Annotated in this window: 15 protein-coding genes; 3 read left to right on the plus strand and 12 right to left on the minus strand. The window is 71.4% G+C overall.

Going from position 1 to position 17,554, the window contains the following annotated elements; translation table 11 throughout:
- Positions 1-109 precede the first annotated feature (109 nt).
- On the plus strand, positions 110-1,123 hold the full coding sequence (locus FHX74_RS04180) for a glycosyltransferase family 2 protein (protein WP_220483411.1): 1,014 nt from the start codon (positions 110-112) through the stop codon (positions 1,121-1,123).
- On the opposite strand, the gene FHX74_RS04185 is transcribed toward FHX74_RS04180, so the two are convergent.
- Entirely contained in the window at positions 1,087-2,193 is a 1,107-nt protein-coding gene (locus tag FHX74_RS04185; RefSeq protein ID WP_182558770.1) for a glycosyltransferase family 2 protein, read from the minus strand. The two genes, FHX74_RS04180 and FHX74_RS04185, sit on opposite strands and share 37 nt — an antisense overlap.
- A 92-nt stretch (positions 2,194-2,285) precedes the next feature.
- Here FHX74_RS04185 and FHX74_RS04190 point away from each other — a divergent pair, with 92 nt between their 5' ends.
- The gene (locus FHX74_RS04190) at positions 2,286-3,506 is read left to right on the plus strand and encodes a glycosyltransferase (protein WP_182558771.1); all 1,221 of its coding nucleotides are present in this window, start codon (positions 2,286-2,288) and stop codon (positions 3,504-3,506) included.
- A gap of 23 nt (positions 3,507-3,529) precedes the next feature.
- Here FHX74_RS04190 and FHX74_RS04195 read toward each other — a convergent pair whose 3' ends face one another.
- The 9 genes from FHX74_RS04195 to lhgO form a co-directional block, all read right to left on the minus strand.
- A complete protein-coding gene (locus tag FHX74_RS04195) occupies positions 3,530-4,894 on the minus strand; it encodes a hypothetical protein (protein ID WP_182558772.1) in 1,365 nt (454 codons plus the stop codon).
- Positions 4,895-4,897: 3 nt separating this feature from the next.
- Positions 4,898-6,220 (minus strand): hypothetical protein, encoded by a 1,323-nt coding sequence (locus tag FHX74_RS04200; protein ID WP_182558773.1) that lies wholly within the window; start codon positions 6,218-6,220, stop codon positions 4,898-4,900.
- Entirely contained in the window at positions 6,217-6,867 is a 651-nt protein-coding gene (locus FHX74_RS20965) for a serine O-acetyltransferase (RefSeq protein WP_182558774.1), read from the minus strand. The genes FHX74_RS04200 and FHX74_RS20965 overlap by 4 nt, the downstream gene beginning before the upstream one ends.
- Before the next feature lie 10 nt (positions 6,868-6,877).
- Positions 6,878-8,185: an NAD(P)H-dependent oxidoreductase gene (locus FHX74_RS04210; RefSeq protein WP_182558775.1), complete on the minus strand. Its 1,308-nt coding sequence runs from the start codon at positions 8,183-8,185 to the stop codon at positions 6,878-6,880.
- Positions 8,182-8,769, minus strand: a complete 588-nt coding sequence (gene rfbC / locus FHX74_RS04215; protein ID WP_182558776.1) for a dTDP-4-dehydrorhamnose 3,5-epimerase — start codon at positions 8,767-8,769, stop codon at positions 8,182-8,184. Before rfbC ends, FHX74_RS04210 begins: the two co-directional genes overlap by 4 nt.
- A complete protein-coding gene (locus tag FHX74_RS04220; RefSeq protein ID WP_182558777.1) occupies positions 8,766-9,791 on the minus strand; it encodes an NAD-dependent epimerase/dehydratase family protein in 1,026 nt (341 codons plus the stop codon). The genes rfbC and FHX74_RS04220 overlap by 4 nt, the downstream gene beginning before the upstream one ends.
- A gap of 72 nt (positions 9,792-9,863) precedes the next feature.
- A complete protein-coding gene (locus tag FHX74_RS04225) occupies positions 9,864-10,691 on the minus strand; it encodes a glucose-1-phosphate cytidylyltransferase (RefSeq protein ID WP_182558778.1) in 828 nt (275 codons plus the stop codon).
- Positions 10,692-10,735: 44 nt separating this feature from the next.
- A complete protein-coding gene (locus FHX74_RS04230) occupies positions 10,736-12,232 on the minus strand; it encodes a sugar transferase (protein WP_182558779.1) in 1,497 nt (498 codons plus the stop codon).
- 255 nt (positions 12,233-12,487) lie between these two features.
- On the minus strand, positions 12,488-13,705 hold the full coding sequence (gene lhgO, locus FHX74_RS04235; RefSeq protein WP_182558780.1) for an L-2-hydroxyglutarate oxidase: 1,218 nt from the start codon (positions 13,703-13,705) through the stop codon (positions 12,488-12,490).
- Between the two features lie 444 nt (positions 13,706-14,149).
- Between lhgO and FHX74_RS04240 the strand changes: the two genes are divergently transcribed.
- Positions 14,150-15,388, plus strand: coding sequence for a GNAT family N-acetyltransferase (locus FHX74_RS04240; RefSeq protein WP_182558781.1), 1,239 nt, complete (start codon positions 14,150-14,152; stop codon positions 15,386-15,388).
- Here the strand turns inward: FHX74_RS04240 and FHX74_RS04245 are convergent.
- The gene (locus FHX74_RS04245; RefSeq protein ID WP_182558782.1) at positions 15,367-16,554 is read right to left on the minus strand and encodes a glycoside hydrolase family 26 protein; all 1,188 of its coding nucleotides are present in this window, start codon (positions 16,552-16,554) and stop codon (positions 15,367-15,369) included. The two genes, FHX74_RS04240 and FHX74_RS04245, sit on opposite strands and share 22 nt — an antisense overlap.
- Positions 16,551-17,516 (minus strand): hypothetical protein, encoded by a 966-nt coding sequence (locus FHX74_RS04250; RefSeq protein WP_182558783.1) that lies wholly within the window; start codon positions 17,514-17,516, stop codon positions 16,551-16,553. Before FHX74_RS04250 ends, FHX74_RS04245 begins: the two co-directional genes overlap by 4 nt.
- Between the last annotated feature and the right edge of the window lie 38 nt (positions 17,517-17,554).

Genomic DNA, 17,554 nt, shown 5'->3' on the forward strand with positions numbered 1-17,554 from the left:
CCCGCCCGCACCCGCAGTCGGCCGGGGCGGTCTGCCGACACTTCCGGGGACACCGAGTCGTCGACGTCGGCCCGGGTAGGGTGCAGGGGATCGCCGACCAGGAGAGACCGTGTCCCACCCACCCCCCGAAGCGTCGCGCGCCGAGCGCACCCGGACCGAGCCGTCGGCCGACCGCACCGACGATCTCGCCACCCTGACCGCGGCCGAGCTGGTGCTGGTCGCCTACCGCAGCCGGGGACACGTCGAGACGCTGTTCGCGCTCTGGCCGGACGAGCTCCCGGTGGTCGTGGTGGACAACTCCGGCGACGTCGACGGGCTGCGGTCGGTCGTCGAGGCCCGGCCGCACACGCGCTACGTCGACGGCGGCGGCCAGGGCTTCGCCCGGGCCGCCAACCTCGGGGCGCTGAGCAGCACCGCCGAGGTCGTCGTCTTCGTCAACCCGGACTGCCGTCCGACGCCGGCCGCGCTGGCCGCCCTGGTCCGTGGCGTGCTCGAGGACGAGGGGGCGCTGTCGCACGCGGCCACCATGCTCGGCACCGACGGCGAGGTCGAGTCCGGGGTGGGCGGCTGGGAGCCGACGGTCCGAAGGGTCGCCGCCTACGCGGTCGGCCGTGGCGGGCCGGGCCGGACGTTCTTCGCCAGCCCCCGGCGCGGTGAGCACCTCGAGGTCGACTGGACCACCGGGGCCTGCATGGCGGTGCGGAGCGCGACCTTCCGGGCCCTCGGCGGGTTCGACGAGACCTTCTACGTCTACTGCGAGGACGTCGCCTTCGGCCGGGCCGGGCGCCGGGCCGGGCTCCGGTCGGTGCTCCGCGAGGACGTCACCGTGGTGCACGGGTCCGGCAGCTCCGGCGCGCCGTCGGCCGAGATGATGCGGCTCCGCGGGGTGTCGTTCGCCAACTACCTGCGCCGCTTCGACCGGCCGCTGCCCGCCGCGGTGATGCGGGCGACCATGATCGCCGGGTCGCTGCTGCGGGCTGCCGCCAACGCGGTCCGGCGACGTCCGTTCGGGGGCGAGCTCGCCTTCGTCCGCGGTCTGGTCACCCGGACCGCCTACGTCGGCGGACGCGAGGTGGCCGCCGTCCGCTACGCCGAGGTCGGCACCCGCGGGCTCGCCGACTGAGCGCCGGACGTGGCGGTGACCGAGCTGCCGCTGGCGCGCGCCGGCTGGAGCCGGAGCACCAGACCCTCGAGCATGCCCAGGCCCCAGGCCAGGTGCAGCGTCGAGAACACCAGCGGCAGCGACCAGGCCGCCGTCGGTTCGGTCCCCGTCGTCCCGTCGGTCGCGCCCACGAGCTCGGCCGCGTGGGACTCGGGCAGCTCGTCGCGGGTGGTCCAGATGCGCCAGCTGGCCAGCCCGACCAGCGCGAGATAGGGGACCGCGGCCAGCAGCACGGCGGGCTTCCGGGTGGCCAGGAGCAGCCCGGCAGCGCCGGTCAGCACCGCGGCGGGCGGTGCCAGGTGCCGGGCCCGGACCGCCTGACGGCCGTTCTTGCGGATCATGTTGCCCTTGCCGCGGCCGTAGCGGCGGTACTGGCGGAACAGCGCGGGCACGCTCTCGCGCACCTGCCAGCCGAAGCGCATCGCCGGATCGAAGCCGATCTGGTATCCGGCCAGCCGGAGGCGGTGGTCGAAGTCGACGTCCTCGTTGACCAGCAACCCCTCGTCCCAGCCGCCGACCTCGCGGGCCGCGGCGGCGCGGACCACCGCGAAGGACGCGTGATCGGTCAGACACGGCTCGGTGGCGTAGTGGTAGACCGAGTTGCCCACGCCGAACTTGCTGGTCATGGCCAGAGCGATAGCGCGGCCGATGGGCGTCCGCGCCACCCCGATCTTGCGGCCTCCCACCGCGGCCATCCGCGGCTCGCGGAGCAGCCAGGCCAGTCCGGTGGCCAGGTAGTCGGGGGTGATCGACGAGTGCCCGTCGACGCGGGCCACGAACTCGCCGCGCGCGGCGGCCAGCCCGATGTTGAGCCCAGCCGGGATGGTGTGCCGTGGGTTGTGCAGCAGTCGCACCCGCGGATCGGCGTCGGCGAGCTCCTCGACGAGGGTGACGGTGGCGTCGACCGAACCCCCGTCGATCACCAGCACCTCGACCTCGACGCCGTCCTGGGCGAGCACCGCCCGGACGGATCGAGCCACCGAGTCGGCCTCGTTGAGCACCGGCATCAGCACGCTGATCAGGTGGGTCATCGTCTTGTCGCCTTCCGATCGATGGGCGACCCGTGGCCGCCGACTGTCTGCTGGTGCGGTGCTGAAGCCGGGTGGCTGTCTACGCTTGCGCCATGACCACCGCGCCCCCGCACCGCTGGGTCGTGGTCGCCGACTCGCCGTTCCTGCCGGCCTCCGGGGGTGGCGAGCGCGAGCACGAGGGCTTCGTCGCGGCTGCCGTCGCCGAAGGGTTGGTCGCGGCGCTGGTGGTGCCGGTCGACGACCCGCCGGTGGCCGACGGTCCCGACTACGACCTCGACGCGATCGACGCCCTGGTGGCACCCGCCCCGGTGATCCGCACCCCGCGCCGTCGGTCGGCGCTGGCCGCGCTGTCGCTGCGGACGCCCTACGTCGTCGCCTCGCGTCCGGTGCCCGCCGACCTCGTCGACCGGGTCCGGACCGCCGTGCCGGACGCCGACGCGGTCGTGGTCTTCTCGCACAAGGTCAGCCGGCTCGGCCAGACGCTCGCCGAGGGGCTCGGTGTGCCGGCCGTGCTCCGGCACCACAACCTCGAGGGCCCCTACCACCGGGCGCTGGCCGCGGCCAGCCGACCGCCGAAGTCCTGGGTGATCGGGCTCGAGGCCCGCCGGATCGACGCCGACGAGCGTCGGCTCGAGCGGTCGTCCTGGCTGACCGGCATCGCCGACATCTCCAGCGCCGACGCCCAGGTCCGCGCGGCGCGCTCCCGGGTCCCGGTGGCCTCGGTGCCCTCCTTCGCGGCCGGCTCGGTCACCCGTCCGGAGGAGGCGGCCCGCCGGCGCGACCCGGTCCCGACGGTCGTCTTCGTCGGCGCTCTCGATGTGCTCACCAACCACGACGCGGTCCGCTGGTTCGCCGAGCAGGTCTGGCCGGCTGTCCGCGACCGCGGTCCGGACGGCGTCCGCTGGCAGGTGGTGGGGCGTCGCCCCACCGAGGAGGTCCGACGGCTGGTGGCCGCGACCCCCGGTGCCGAGCTGCACCCCGACGTCCCCGACCCGGCGGAGTACCTGCGCGGGGCGTGGGTGGCGGTCAACCCGGCCGTTTCCGGCTCCGGGGTCAACATCAAGCTGGTGGAGTACCTGGCCCTCGGCGTGCCGGTGGTCAGCACCCGGCGCGGGATGGCCGGGATCGGGCTCGATCCCGGTGCCGATCTCGAGGTCCGCGACGACCCTGCGGCCTTCGCGGACGCCGTGCTCGGCCTGCTCGCCGACCCGAAGGCCGCCGACCGGCTCGGGGCCGCCGGACAAACCACCGCGGGCCGCATCCTCGACGTCCGGGCCAGCCTGCGCGCGCTCGCTGAGCTGCTCACCGGCTGACTCGGCGTGCTCACACCGCCTGCTCACCGGCGGACCATCCGTTTCGGTCCACCTGACCCGGCCCATCGCGGTCCTCGAGGCATGCGCCAAGCCCTGCCGACAGAGCGGTCCACCGGCGCCCAGAGCGTCACCGTCAGGAGCGAGCACAAAACCAGCGCCGGGGCCGCGGCCTGCAACGTGAACATCGACGCGGCCAGAGCCAGCGAGACGGCGAGATCCGGACTCCGCAGGTAGACGGCGACCATGACTGCGACCAGCAGCACACCACCGACCACGCCGTAGTCGAAGAAGACCTTGGCGACGTTGGGCACCAGCAGGCCGGTGATCGCCGAGCCGGTGACCTCCTGCCGCGAGGCGCCGGCGCCGGCGCCGAACACCACCGAGGCCGGGTCCGAAATCCAGCGGGGCCAGAGGTAGGAGTAAGGCTCGATCGCCCGCAACGAGGTGGACGAGTCGGAGCTCGTCCCCTCGTTGACCCGGCTGAACACGCTCTCGCCGAGCGCGGTCAGCCCGAAGACCAGCACCAGCGCTGCCCCGGGGAGCGCGTAGCGCCGCAGCACCGCGGCCCGTCCGGTCAGCACCAGGACGACGACGAAGACCGCGACCACCGCGATCCCCGAGCCGGCGGTGGTGGCCAGCAGACCGAGCGCGATCCACAGCACCTTGACCAGGTGCATCCCGGCGAGCAGGGCGCAGATCAGACTGACGCCCAGCATGAACGACATGAAGGAGGGCTCGAGCGCGAGCCAGCCGTTCGACTTGTAGAGGCTCGAGCCGTAGCTGATCGGATAGGTGATGATGAAGCCCTGCACCTGCAGGCTGGACGGCAGGTATTCGGCGACGAAGTCGCGGTAGCCCAGCCCGAGCAGCTGGACCCCGATGAAGAGCACGGAGAACCCGCTGAGGAACAAGCCTGCCGATCCGATGGCCCGCTGCGCCCGGCGGTACGTCGCCGCCGAGCGATCGGCCAGGTGGACGACCATCGGGAGCCACAGCACCATCCAGAACGCCCAGCTGGTGACGCTCACGTACGGCGCCCGGTCCAGCAACAGCTGCGGAATCGCGAGCAGCGCCGTCACGGCGGCGGCGACCAGCCAGAGCACCAGCCGGCGGTGGTCGATCCTGACGACCTGCTGACGAAGCGCGGCGACCAGCCAGACCATGGTGACCGGGACGATGATCGGCACCTCCGACACCCCCGGCGTGGCGACCCGCTGGATGACGAAGGTCAGCACGAACAGTGTGGTGATCCAGCGCACCGGGTCGCGGCGGCGCGGCCCGCGGTCCTCGTCCGCGAGGGTCGCGGTGACCTGGCCGGTACCGCCCGGTCGTCCCCGGGAGGACTGCACCGCAGCCAGCGCCCGGGGCATCACCTCCGAGGGACTCACGGCTCAGACCGCCCAGTCCGCGGCCGCGTCGTGCACCAGCAGGTAGGTCCGGTCCGACAGGTCGGCCGCGTAGGCGTCCAGCCACTCGAGCCGGGTGCTCCGCGGCTCGACCGACACGACGAGCAGTGTGTTCGGGTCGCGGTTGACCCGACGCACCACCGCGTCGTTCAGCGTCGTGACCAGCACGCCCACGCCGGCGTCGGTCTGGGCGCGCCGCCCGGTGGACGGCAGCCATGCCTGGCCGCTCTGACCGTGGTGGTGCCCGTTGAGCCCGCCCTCGGTCGACCGGCCGTTGCGGTGCGTGCCGTTGAGCTGCTGGCCCTCGGCTGTCGGGTAGGACGGCTGGCCCTCGCCCGCCGCGCCGGTGGTGACCCCGGCCAGCTGGTGCCGGGCACTGCTGGTCGGCTGGCTCTGCAACCGGGGCTGCAGCCCGGAGGTCTCGAGGGCCGCTGCCACGGTCTTACCGAGCGCGTCGAGGTGCCCGCCTCCGTCCCGGGCGCCGCCCACGATCACCGTGCTGAAGCTGCCCGCCTCGAGGGCGAGCATCGCGCCGAGCTCGGCCTCCTCCAGCACCGGAAGGTGCGGGTAGAGCTGGTGCAGCTCCTTGGTGGAGTGCACCCGGCCGCGCCGGGCACCGATCACCAGGGCGATCGCCACGCCGAGCAGGGCGCCACCGAGCAGGCCGAGACCGGCCAGGGTGGTCCGTCCGACCGACGCGGTGCCCGGGCTGCCGGCCTCGAGCAGGCTGAGCTGGTCGGACTGACTGAGCAGGGTGCTCTGGCTGGTGGCCAGGCCGCTGCCGAGCGCGCTCTGCCGTGCGGCCTCGGCCGATCGCTCGGGGAGCGTCGAGCTCGAATCGGTCATCAGCCGGCGGGTCGACTGGGTCAGGGCCTTGAGATCGCTCTCCGTGCGCTCCTGGTTCAGATCGACCGCGGCCTGGGCGACGGCGGTCGCCTGCCGCGCTGCCTCGGTGCTGTTCGACGCGGTGACGGTGACGGTCAGCATCTCGGCGTTGGACACCGCCTGCACCTTGGTCCGGGTCTGCAGATCCTTCGGGTCGACGCCGAGCGCCTTGCCGGCGCGAACGTAGATCGGCGTGGTGCCGATCTCGATCACCGCGCTCTGCAGCGCTCGGGCGATGCTCGAGTCATCGGTGGCTGCAGTCTGCAGCAGCAGCGTGGCCTGGCCGCGAGGTGCGGCCACGGACCCCACCCCGAAGCCCGCCGCCGCCCCGAGCAGCGCGAGGGCGACCGGGAAGACGAACCAGCGCCGAATGGTCGCCAGGATCGAACGGCCCCACGGGTCGAACGAGTTCTGTGAGCTCATCGTGAATCTCCTTGATGCGACGGACCTGCGGCGGCCCGGGTGCCCCGGCCGCGGTAGTCCGTCATGGATGTCACCGGTGCCGCGACCGCCCGGCCACGCTGCCGGACGACGCGGGCCGGTGCCCCGGCGACGACGCAGTCGTCGGGGACGTCGTCGAGGACGACCGCGTTGGCGGCCACCACGACCCGGTCGCCGAGGGTGATGGGACCGAGAACCACGGCGCCGGCGCCGATCGTCACGTCGTCCCCGAGGACCGGCTGGCCGCCGTAGGGCCGCCGATCGCCCAGGGTGACGTTCTGGTGCAACGTGAGCCGGCGGCCGGCGACGACTTCGTCGCCGACCACCAGTCCGGTGGTGTGCTTGATCAGCACCCCGGGACCGATGCGGGCGCCCGCTTGGAGCTCGGCTCCGCTGATCGCGAGGATGCGGTCGGTCAGCCACAGCGCTGCCGGCTTGAGCAGCGGTGTCCGGAGACCCCGTTGGGCGAGCCGCCAGTAGACGGTGACCCGCCACCGGGCATGGACGAGCAGACGCAGCGCCAGCCGGGTGCGGCTGACCGCAAAGCCCTCGGCGAGTGCCTCGACATCGGCTCCCACCAGGTCACGCCAGCCGGGCTGGTCCGCCCGGTCGGCTCCTGCGTGCGTCACGTCTCGGCCCTCAGACCCCGGTCAGCGCGGCGACCGGGAGCTGCTCGGCCTGCCGGGCCCGCAGCTCGTCGACCAGCCGGCCGGACGGGAGCTCGACGTCGGCGTAGGTGAGCCCCTCGTCCTTGGCCACGTCGCGGAGCAACCGGCAGCCCTCGGCGACACCGACCGGCAGCAGCCGCTCGTCCGCCGTGACGTCGGCCCGCTCGGCCTGCCCGTAGTAGTCGTAGCCGCCCAGCCCGTCGAGGACGGTCCCGGCCGGCAGATCGCGCTTGGCCGTGGTCAGCACCTCGACGGTCGGCGCGCCCAGCGGCACGATCGTCGGGTCGCCGAACAAGACCGCCCGCGCCACCGTGGTGGGCACCTCGAAGTGGCACAGGTGGTAGGGCGTGTAGAACGAGTACAGCGGCCCGGTCCCCAGCTTGTAGAGGTTGAGGTAGTGCTGCTGCTTCGGGTCGTCGTGGCTGGCCAGCACGTAGACGCCCGGGCCCGGCTTGGCGCCGACCACATAGTCGACCGTGCCCCCCATCGCCCGCAGCTCGTCGACGTCCCACTCCTGGGTCAGCTCGTCGACGTGCCCGGCGAAGTCGCCGCCGCGCATGCCGCGCCGGCTGACCGTCATCCCGCTCGCGTTGGCCACCGTGGCCTGCTCGATGCTGATCTTGGTGCCGTCGGCGAAGCTGGTCACCATGTGCGGGTCCTGGCCCCACTTGGCGGCGAACCCGGCCTGGGTGGTCGGCGTGCGGTAGGGGTCCTGCAGGCCCTTGATGTTGCCGGCCACCAGCGGGGTCAGCCCGATGCCGCGGACGAACCGGATCAGGTTCATCTGCACGCCGGGTTGGTCGCCGTCGCAGCCGGTGTAGACGACACCGGCGGCCTGGGCCATCCGGGCCAGGATCGGCCCGACGGTCGCGTCGACCTCGGCGTTCATCAGCACGACGTGCTTGCCCTGCTCGATGGCCCGGACCACCACGTGGCAGCCGAACTCGACCGCGCCGGTGACCTCGACGATCGCCTCGACGCACCCGGCGTCGGTGACCGCCGTGTAGTCGTCGGTGACCACGGCCCGGCCGGCGGCGACGGCGACGTCGACCTCGGCCGCGGTGGCGGCGTGCGCCGGGTCGGTGACCCCGGCCTCGCGGTAGGCCCGCTCGGCGTTGGCCACGCTGCGGTTGGCGATCGCCACCAGCTGCATGCCCGGCACCGAGTTGACGATCTGGTTGGTCAGCCCGCGGCCCATGAAGCCGGCGCCCACCATGGCCACCCGGACCGGGCGGCCCTCGGCGGCCCGGCGCTCCAGTGCGGTGTCGACGATGATCATGCGTGCGCCTCCGCCAGGGACGGGAAGCGGTCGCTCGGACGGCCGGCGATCTCGTCCTCGGTGAGCAGCGGCCAGGACGCGTCCTTGTCGCTGATCACCTCGACGTCGACCGGCCACTCGATGCCGAGGGCCGGGTCGTTCCAGCGCAGCCCGCGCTCGGCCTGCGGGGCGTAGGACCCGCTGACCTGATAGGTGACCTCGGCGTCGTCGGTGAGCGTCAGGTAGGCGTGCGCGAAGTACGGCGGCACGTAGAACGCCTTGCGGTTCGTCGCGCTCAGCTCGACCGCGACGTGCTGCAGCCGGGTCGGGCTCTCCGGACGCATGTCCACGATCACGTCGAGGATCGCGCCGCGGATGCAGCGGACCAGCTTCGCCTCCGGGTGCGGCGCGATCTGGAAGTGCATCCCGCGGAGCGTGCCCTTGGCGTAGTTGTAGGACAGGTTGCACTGCTCGACGGCGGGGGAGAGGCCGGCCGCCTCGAACTCCGCGATGTCGAAGGTGCGGGCGAAGAAGCCGCGGTTGTCGCCGCGCTCCTCCAGCTCGATGATCGCGACGTCGGCGATCGGGGTCTTGTTGATGATCATCGGGTGGCCTTCCAGAACAGCTTCTCGTCGAGCTGCGCGGTGTCGATCAGGTGCTGCAGCTGCTTGAGCCGGGTGTGACCCCGGCCGGTGAAGGTGGCCTCGTCCATCTGGATCCGGCTGAACACCTCGTGCAGCTGCTGGGCGCCCTTGACGGCGTCCCACTCGCAGGCGAAGCCCGGCAGCTTGTTGTTGATCTTCTCGAACGAGACCCGGTAGCTGCGGTTGTCGCCGCCGCTGTCGCCGAAGCTCACCTCGCCGCCGAACACGTCGCCGACGATCTCGGCGATCTCGCGGACCCGGTAGTTCTGCTCGCTCGAGCCGACGTTGTAGACCTCGTTGTGCACCAGGTCGCGCGGGGCCTCGAGCACCCGGCGGATCGCCTGGCCGATGTCGAGCGCGTGCACCAGCGGGCGCCACGGGGTCCCGTCGGAGACCATGGCGATCTTGCCGGTCGTCCAGGCCAGGCCGGACAGGTTGTTCAGCACGATGTCGAACCGCATCCGGGGCGAGGCGCCGAAGGCGGTGGCGTTGCGCATGAACGTCGGGCTGAAGTCGTCGTCGGCCAGCGCCTTCAGGTCGCGCTCGACCAGCGTCTTGCACTCGGCGTACGCAGTCTGCGGGTTGACCGGGGAGGTCTCGTCGACCTCGCCCTCGGCCACGCCGTAGACGCTGCACGAGGACATGTAGACGAACCGCTCGACCCCGGCGGCCTTGGCCAGCCGGGCCAGGTGCAGCGAGCCGGCGTGGTTGATCTCGTAGGTGATGGTCGGCGAGAGCTGACCCAGCGGGTCGTTCGACAGCTCGGCCATGTGGACGACGGCGTCGACGCCCGCGAAGTCCTCCGCGGTGACGTGGCGGATGTCCTTGACCAGGGTGAGCGGGGTCGTGTCCAGCCCGTTGTAGAGCCAGCCGTTCTTGTAGAAACCGGTGTCGACCGCGACGACGTCGTGGCCGTCGCGGATCAGCTCGGGTGCCAGCAGCGAGCCGAGGTAGCCCTCGGTCCCGGTGACCAGGATCTTCATGATCGTCTTCCTAGTGTGTGGAGGTGGTGTGGAGGTGTGCTGCGGTCCAGCGGTGGTGCGTTGCGGGGAGGCTCAGCTCTCCCAGACCCGCCAGGGGGCCTGCCCCTTGTCCCAGAGCCCGTTGAGCTCGGTCCAGTCGCGGAAGGTGTCCATGCCCATCCAGAAGCCCTCGTGGTGGTGCACGGCGAGCTCGCCGTCGGCCGCGATCTGCTGCAGCGGCTTCTTCTCGAGCATCATGTCGACGTCGTCGTCGATGTACTTGTCGATCACCAGCCGGTCGAAGGCGAAGAACCCGCCGTTGACCCAGCCGGTGGCCAGGGTCGGCTTCTCGTTGAACTCGGTCACCTGCGCGCCGTCGACGTGCATCTCGCCGTAGCGGCTGGTCGGGTGCACCCCGGTCACGGTGGCCAGTCGGCCCTCGCGGCGGTGGGTGTCGAGGACCTCGGCCAGGTTGACGTCACCGATCCCGTCGCCGTAGGTCAGCATGAAGGTGTCGGTGTCGATGAAGTGCGACACCCGCTTCACCCGGGCCGCCGTGCCGGTCAGCAGGCCGGTCTCGACGAAGGTGATCTCCCAGTCCTCGGCACCGGTCTGGCCGTGCCAGGTCGGCTCCTCGTTCACCTTGCCCAGCTGCAGGGTGAAGTCGTTGACGTTCTGCCGGTAGTCCAGGAAGTAGCGCCGGATCAGCTCGCTCTTGTAACCCAGCGCCAGGATGAACCGGCGGAAGCCGTAGTGGCTGTAGGTCTTCATGATGTGCCAGACGATCGGCTTGCCGCCGATGTCGACCAGCGGCTTCGGCAGCTTCTCGCTGGCCTCGCGCAGGCGGGTTCCCATCCCGCCGCACAGCAGCACCACCGGGATGTCGGCCGGATTCGCGTGCTCGGTCTTGCTCTCGTACATCTTTTCCCCCGTACGGATGTGTGGACAGTGCGTGGTGCCTGGTGTCAGGCGCCGGGTGACTTGAAGACGGAGACGACCGTCAGCAGCATGATCTTGAGATCCAGCCAGAGCGACCAGTTCTCGATGTAGAAGTTGTCGTAGCGGGCCCGCTCGGCGATGTCGGTGTCGCCGCGCGACCCGTGCACCTGGGCCCAGCCGGTGAGCCCGGAGGGCACCCGGTGGCGCGCGGCGTACCCGCCGTAGAGCCGGTCGAACTCGGCTACGAAGTGCGGCCGCTCGGGCCGCGGGCCGACCAGGCTCATGTCACCGCGCAGGATGTTGACCAGCTGCGGCAGCTCGTCGAGCGAGAGCTTGCGGATCAGCCGGCCGACCGGACCGACCCGGTCGTCGTGCGCGATGTTCCAGTTCGTGCGCGACTCGTCCTCGTTGACCGGTCGCATGGACCGGAACTTCATGATCACGATCCGCCGGCCGTCGACGCCGACCCGCTCCTGGCGGAAGATCACGCCGGGACCACCCTCGAGCCGGACGGCGAGCGCGACGGCGGCGAGCACCGGCGAGAGGATGATCAGCGCGATCGCCGAGAGCACCGCGTCGATGACGCGCTTGCAGCGCCACTGCCAGCTCCGGTACGCCGCGCGGCGCAGCCGGACCAGCGGCATGTCGCCGAGGAAGTCCATGTCCTGGCCGACCTGGGTGACCTCGTACAGCCGGGGCAGCACGAACAGCTCGCAGTGGTAGCGGTGGCACCCGCGGATCATGGCCACCAGCTCGGTCTCGCTGAGCTGGCTGCGGGCGATGATCAGCGCGCGCGGCGAGTACCTCTCGAGGATCGGGATCAGCTGGGCCGGACCGCCGAGCACCGGTGCCGGCAGCGGCACCCGCTCCTCGACGTGCTGGTCGAGGAAACCGATCGGGGACAGCCCGCAGTCCGGGTGCCGGATCAGCTGGTTGGCCACGTCCCGGCCGGTGCTGTCGCAGCCGACCACGACGGTCGGGTGCGAGACGAATCCGCGCGCCCGCAGCGAGCGGACCGCCGCGTAGTTCAGGGTCCGGAAGGCCAGCACGGCCAACCCGGCCATGAAGACCACCTCGAAGTCCTCGAGCGCCGCCTTGCCGATCAGCTGCGAGCCGACGATGAAGACCGCCACGGCCATCAGCCAGGCCTGGACGATCCGCGGCACGTCGTCGAGCACCGACAGCGCCAGCCGCGAGCGGTAGGCCCCGCCCAGCGCCATCAGGGCCACCAGGATGACCGCGAACCCGGCCGCCTGCCGCAGCGACGTGTGCGTGACGACGGCGGCCAGCAGGCAGCCGGCGAGGTCACCGACCAGCAGCAGCGGGCGGATGCCGTCGCGGAGCAGCGGCATCCAGAAGGGCTTCTCGTGCTCGCCCGCGACCGGCTCGTCGCTGGCGGCCGGGTTCCAGACCACCCGTGGCGTGCGCGCCTCCGGGTCGTTGCTCACCGGGGACAGCACGATGGACTCCGGGAGCCCGACCGGCTGCGCGGTCACCGGCGGTCCGACCGGCTGATCGGTCACGGTCGGGTGGTGCCCGTCCAGGTCGACGACCGAGACGGACGGCTCGGCGGTGCCGAGAGCGGTGCCGACGGTCGGCTCGGGCGGCCCGGGACTCGACCCGGGCGGCGCGACCCTGGGGCGCGCCGAAGACGATGAGATGCTCACGCTGGGAAACCCCCGTTTATCCAGCTTGACGTTGTGGAGGTATGCGGTTGTGGGTTTAGAACGGCAGGCAGGCCCGCCAGGCGCCGGGTCCGGCTGGACCCGACCGCCGCGTCAGCGGACGGAGCTGAGCCCGAAGGTCTGCGCGGCCTGACCGGCGAGCCGGTCGGCGATGGCCAGCGAGGCGGTGGCCGCCGGGCTGGGTGCGTTGAGCACGTGAACGCTGTGGTCGGTGCTCGAGAGCACGAAGTCGTCGACCAGCCCACCGCGGGCGTCCACCGCCTGGGCCCGGACGCCGGACGGGCCGAACACCAGCTGCTTGCCGGTGATCTCGGGCACGTAGCGCTGCAGGTCCTTGACGAACTTCGCCTTGACCACGTCGCGGAAGATCTCGGCCGCGCCGGTCTTCCAGTGCTTGCGGGCCAGCCCCGGGAAGCCGGGGTGCCGCAGGGTCTCGGTCAGGTCTCGCAGGTCGAAGCCGCTGCGCTTGTAGCCCTCGCGCTCGCCGGCCAGGACCGCGTTCGGGCCGGCCCACACCTCCTGGTCGAACCGCTTGGTGAAGTGCACGCCGAGGAACGGCAGGGCAGGGTCGGGCACCGGGTAGATCAGCCCGCGGCACAGGTGCCGGGCCTCCGGGGTGAGCGTGTAGTAGTCGCCCCGGAACGGGTAGATCGCGACCTCGGGGTCGGCGTCCATCCGGGCGACCCGGTCGGAGTGCAGACCGGCGCAGCTGATCAGGTTCTTGGCCCGGAACTCGCCGCGGCCGGTGGTGACGACCGACTCGTCCCCGACCCGGGTGATGCTGCGCACCTCGTGGCCGTAGTACAGCTCGGCACCGGCCTCGACCAGCAGCCGGGCCAGCGTGCGGGTGACCCCGGCGAAGTCGATGATCCCCGTCCGCGGGCTGTGCAGCGCCCGGATCCCGGCGGCGTGCGGCTCGATCTCCCGCAGCTCCTCGGGCCCGACCACCCGCAGTCCGGGGACGCCGTTGGCGTGCCCGCGCTCTTCGAGGTCGGCCAGTCTCCCGAGCTCGCTCTCCTCGGTGGCGATGATGAGCTTGCCGCACAGCTCGTAGCTGACGCCGTGCTCGTCGGCGAAGCGCTCCATCCGGGCCTTACCGTCGACGCACAGCTGCGCCTTGAGCGAGCCGGGCTTGTAGTACACGCCGGCGTGCAGGACTCCGCTGTTGTGGCCGCTCTGGTGCCGACCCGGGCCGGTCTCCTTCTCGAGCACGGCGACCCGGAGCGACGGGTGATCCGTCAGCAGCTGGCGTGCGGTGGCGAGCCCGACGATGCCGGCGCCCACGACGATGACGTCATAGAAATCAGACAAGATGAATTCCCCCGTGAAATACACGGCCCCCCGACCGGGCCGAGGGCGTCTGCTCCCTCGACACGAGAACAGTAACCGCTCGTAGGCCCATTTCTTTCTTCCTGGTGCAATCCACTTCCTGTGTGAATCCTGAAGATGGCCTCAGGAACCGCCGCGGGCGTCGGGTCCGGGGTCGACCAGAACGATCGCGCCACGAGGGCAGACCCGGGCGAGCTCCGATCGAGGGAGTGCCACACGGCGCTGCGGGCCGGCCAACGGAGGGTGCACGCCTAGACTGCACGGAACTCGACGACCTCTGCCGCCGACCATCGGAAGTGTGATGCCCGCCCCCTGGACACCCTCGCCCGACCACCTGGAGCGCTACAGGCCCACCGCCTGCGGGCCGCGGGGACATCGATCGTCCCGGCGCGGGCCGCAGTCCGTCACGCAGCGTGGAGCCTAGCCGTGGCGCCTGAGATCAGCCTGCGTGCTGCGGACCGGCTCTCGGCCACAGAGACCGGACAGTGGGAGGCGCTCTTCGCTGCGCAGGCCGAGGACCCCGGTGAGGTCGTCAATCCGTTCACCGCGCCCTCGTGGGTGCTCGCCTGGTACCGCCACTTCGTGGCGGTGGAGGACCGGGTGCTGCTCTGGATCGAGGAGGACGGCCAGTTGGTCGGGGTCGCACCCTTTTATCGCGGCCGGGTGGGGATCAGCCGGTTCCGCTTCGGCACCCGTCTGCAGCTGGTCGGTCTGGGTCTAGCGGGCTCACCGCTCGAGCTGCCGCAGGTACTCACGCGCCCGGGTGCCGCCCGCACCGTGCTGGCGGGGCTCGTCCAGACGATGGTCACTGACAAGTCACTGCTGAGCCGGGACACCTGGGCAGAGATCTCGGTGGGGATCGGTCAGGGGTGGTTCGAGCCGCAGTGGGTCCACGACTCCGGCCAGCCGTTCGCGTTCTGGCGACACCAGGCGGCCCGGGCTTGCGTGGTCCTCCCGCTCGAGGCCGACTGGGAGAGCACCCGCAGCCGTCTCAAACGCAACGTCAAGGAAAGCCTGCGGCGCTCGCGCAACCGGCTCAAGAAGGACGGTCGACCGTACGCGGTCGAGCAGCTCGGCCAAGGGCTCGACGCGCCGATCGAGCTCGCCGCGGTCGACGAGTTCCTCGGGCTGCACCGCCACCGGTCGTCCCTGTCCGGGCGGCCGTCGCACCACGACGCCTACGCCCGTCCGGACTTCCGCCGGTTCATGCGCGACCTGCTCCCGGAGCTCGGTGACCGCGGGCTCGCTCGGTTGGCGCGGCTCCGGCTGGGGGACCGGGTGGTCGCCTCGCAGCTGATACTGGAGGCGCCGGGCACCTGGTACGTGCACTCCTCGGGCTTCGACCCCGACGAGTGGGCACTCGGTCCGGTCACCTACATCCAGGAGCAGGTCTTCGAACAGGCCACCCAGGCTGGGGTCCGCTGGATCAACCTGTCGCCGGGCCCGAACCTGTCCAAGATGCGCTGGAGCGAGCGGATGGCGGTCTCCGACGACTTCGCGTTCGGGAGCGGGGGCAAGGCCCTACGATCCCGCTACACCGCATTCGCGGCGGGAAGCGCGGTCTCGCAGGTCAACCACGTGTCCGAAGAGGCGTCCCGGGCCAGTCGCTCGACGGGGTCGCACCCGGAGGTCGCCGGCTCTGGTCAGCCCCAGAGCCGGCGGTAGGCCGCCGCCGAGGCCGGATTCTGCACCGGATCGTAGATGCTGTTGCGGATCGAGGTCTCCGGCTCGCTGAAGTAACTCTCGAGCACCAGGATGTCCTGATTGGCCTCGAAGAACCCGCGCATCCTCTCGATGAAGAGTGGGTTGTCCCCGCGGCCCTGCTGTGACGGGTCGGCCAGTCCCCATTCGGGAACGCTGAGCCCCTTGCCGTGCGCCCGGGCGAAGGCGGCGACATCACCGATCCCGACCGATGAGGACGGGTGCTGGGTCCGCGCCCAGGTGGCGTCGTCGGTGGTGATCGTGTTGTACCAGTCGTACGTGTCGCAGCCGACCAGGTCGACCACGTCATCGCCGGGGTAGAGGTCGGTGAGCGCGTCGGTGCGGGAGTCCTGGCCGCGGAGCTTCGTGCCGCAGGCCAGATCGAAGTCGATGACCAGGTCGGGTGCGACCGACCGGAGCACACCGACGATGTGGCGGAAGGCGTTGCGGTAGGCCGCCGCCTGGCTGGCCCGGGTGTTCCAGGGGAACCAGTCGCCGTTGGCCTCCCAACCGATCCGGACGATCGCCCTGCCTCGCTGGTTGGCCAGCAGGTCCTTGGCGACTTGACGGTAGACGTCATCGTGCTCGCCGCGCACGATCGAGTCGAAGTCCCCGGGATCGTTCGTGGGGAGCATCGGGAGCCCGTAGACCAGCACACCGGGGAAACCGTTGAACGTCGAGATGTGCCAGTTCGACTCGCTGATCTCGCTCCAGCTGCCGGAGGCGGGGTAGGTCGTGGCCGCATCGAGCGGTTTCCCCCGCCAGGTCCCGAACGCCTTGTAGCGCTGCGCGGTGGCGACCCCACCACCGACCCAGGCGCCGGAGAACCATGGCGATCCGGAGGGCGGAGTGCCCAGGAGCGTCCGAGCTCGCTGCAGACCCGGCCTGACGCCGCCGGGGATCGGGGTGACGCTGACGCTGGGTACGGGTTCGACCGCCTCGCGATCGATCGTGCGCCCGATGGCCACCGACCCCGCGGTCACCGCAAGCACGAGCGCCACGACGACGGCAAGCACCCGCGGTCGGCGCCAGAACGGCAGTCGGGCCGCCTTGGTGGCATCGGTGGATCCGGCGTGCGCGCTCGAGCCGGTCGGACCGGGCGATTCCGTGGTGCTCGGCTCGGCGCTCATCCGGCCTCGCGGCGCGGTGTCGACGGGCTCATCAGGTCCGCCTCGATAGTGGCCGCGGCCTCCTCGTCTCCGCGCTCTCGGAGCCAGTCGACGACCTCGCGAGCCACGGTGGGCCAGTCCCGGTCGGTCGAGACCACCTCGTCCTCGAGGTGACTGGCCCGGGTCGGGCCCACCGCGTAGAGCCGGTGCGGGTCCTTGCGCCGCGTGAGGGCGCGGAGGTTGAGCGCGACCCGGAACGGGATGAGAACGATCGTCCGCACGACTCCGCGCAGGGTCGGCTGGAAATCGTCTGGGAGCCCGATCAGGTACTCGAAGCCGTGGTAGGGGACGACGCCCTGGTAGAGCAGGCAGGTCTCGTGGTCGAGAAAGCGCCGACGGAAGGGCACCATGGCCTGGGCGAAGATGCCGCGGTCGGCCTCGACCGCGCCGACCCGAGCGCTGAACGTACTGGTGATCGACGGGTGGTGCCACCAGTGCTCACCTGGGAAATCGACCGACGGTTCGGGCCGCCATCCGCGGGGAAGGCTGAACTGCCGCCGCGAGTTCGGGTCGTCGTAGTCGGGCTCGCCTGCGTAGAGCGCGAAGTAGGACGCCTGCGGCAGCCGCTCGGCGCCGTTGCGGAGGGTCAGGAACGCGTCCTCGGTGAAGAGGTAGTCGTCCTCGTTGAACGACACCACGTCGTCCGCCGGCCAGCCCCGTCGCGCGGGCAGATCGAGGGCGAAGCGGTAGCTGGCCCGCATGCCACCTGGCTGGTCACCGAGAGAGACGACTTCGCCGGCGCGCTCCATTAGACGCAACCGATCAGCAGGGATCGGGCCGTCGTTGAGGAACAGCACCTCGGCGTCGGGCACCTGCTCGGCGGCGCGGATGAACGAGGCCAGGCAGAGCAGTTTGCTGTAGTAGGCCGGCCGGTTCTTCCGGTTCTCTCCGCCGTAGGAGCGGTGGAGCAGTCTCAGTCGCATCGTGTCTCCGTTGCTGGAAGGTCGGTGCTGGGCCAGGG

This window comes from Microlunatus kandeliicorticis, from assembly GCF_014137855.1.
Lineage (GTDB): Bacteria > Actinomycetota > Actinomycetes > Propionibacteriales > Propionibacteriaceae > Microlunatus > Microlunatus kandeliicorticis.

Coding starts and splice junctions, on each gene's coding strand:
- FHX74_RS04250 (WP_182558783.1), bottom strand. CDS start 17,516: ATGCGACTGAGACTGCTCCACCGCTCCTACGGCGGAGAGAACCGGAAG.
- rfbC (WP_182558776.1), bottom strand. CDS start 8,769: ATGATCATCAACAAGACCCCGATCGCCGACGTCGCGATCATCGAGCTG.
- FHX74_RS04190 (WP_182558771.1), top strand. CDS start 2,286: ATGACCACCGCGCCCCCGCACCGCTGGGTCGTGGTCGCCGACTCGCCG.
- FHX74_RS04245 (WP_182558782.1), bottom strand. CDS start 16,554: ATGAGCGCCGAGCCGAGCACCACGGAATCGCCCGGTCCGACCGGCTCG.
- FHX74_RS04185 (WP_182558770.1), bottom strand. CDS start 2,193: ATGACCCACCTGATCAGCGTGCTGATGCCGGTGCTCAACGAGGCCGAC.
- FHX74_RS04200 (WP_182558773.1), bottom strand. CDS start 6,220: ATGAGCTCACAGAACTCGTTCGACCCGTGGGGCCGTTCGATCCTGGCG.
- FHX74_RS04220 (WP_182558777.1), bottom strand. CDS start 9,791: ATGAAGATCCTGGTCACCGGGACCGAGGGCTACCTCGGCTCGCTGCTG.
- FHX74_RS04225 (WP_182558778.1), bottom strand. CDS start 10,691: ATGTACGAGAGCAAGACCGAGCACGCGAATCCGGCCGACATCCCGGTG.
- FHX74_RS04210 (WP_182558775.1), bottom strand. CDS start 8,185: ATGATCATCGTCGACACCGCACTGGAGCGCCGGGCCGCCGAGGGCCGC.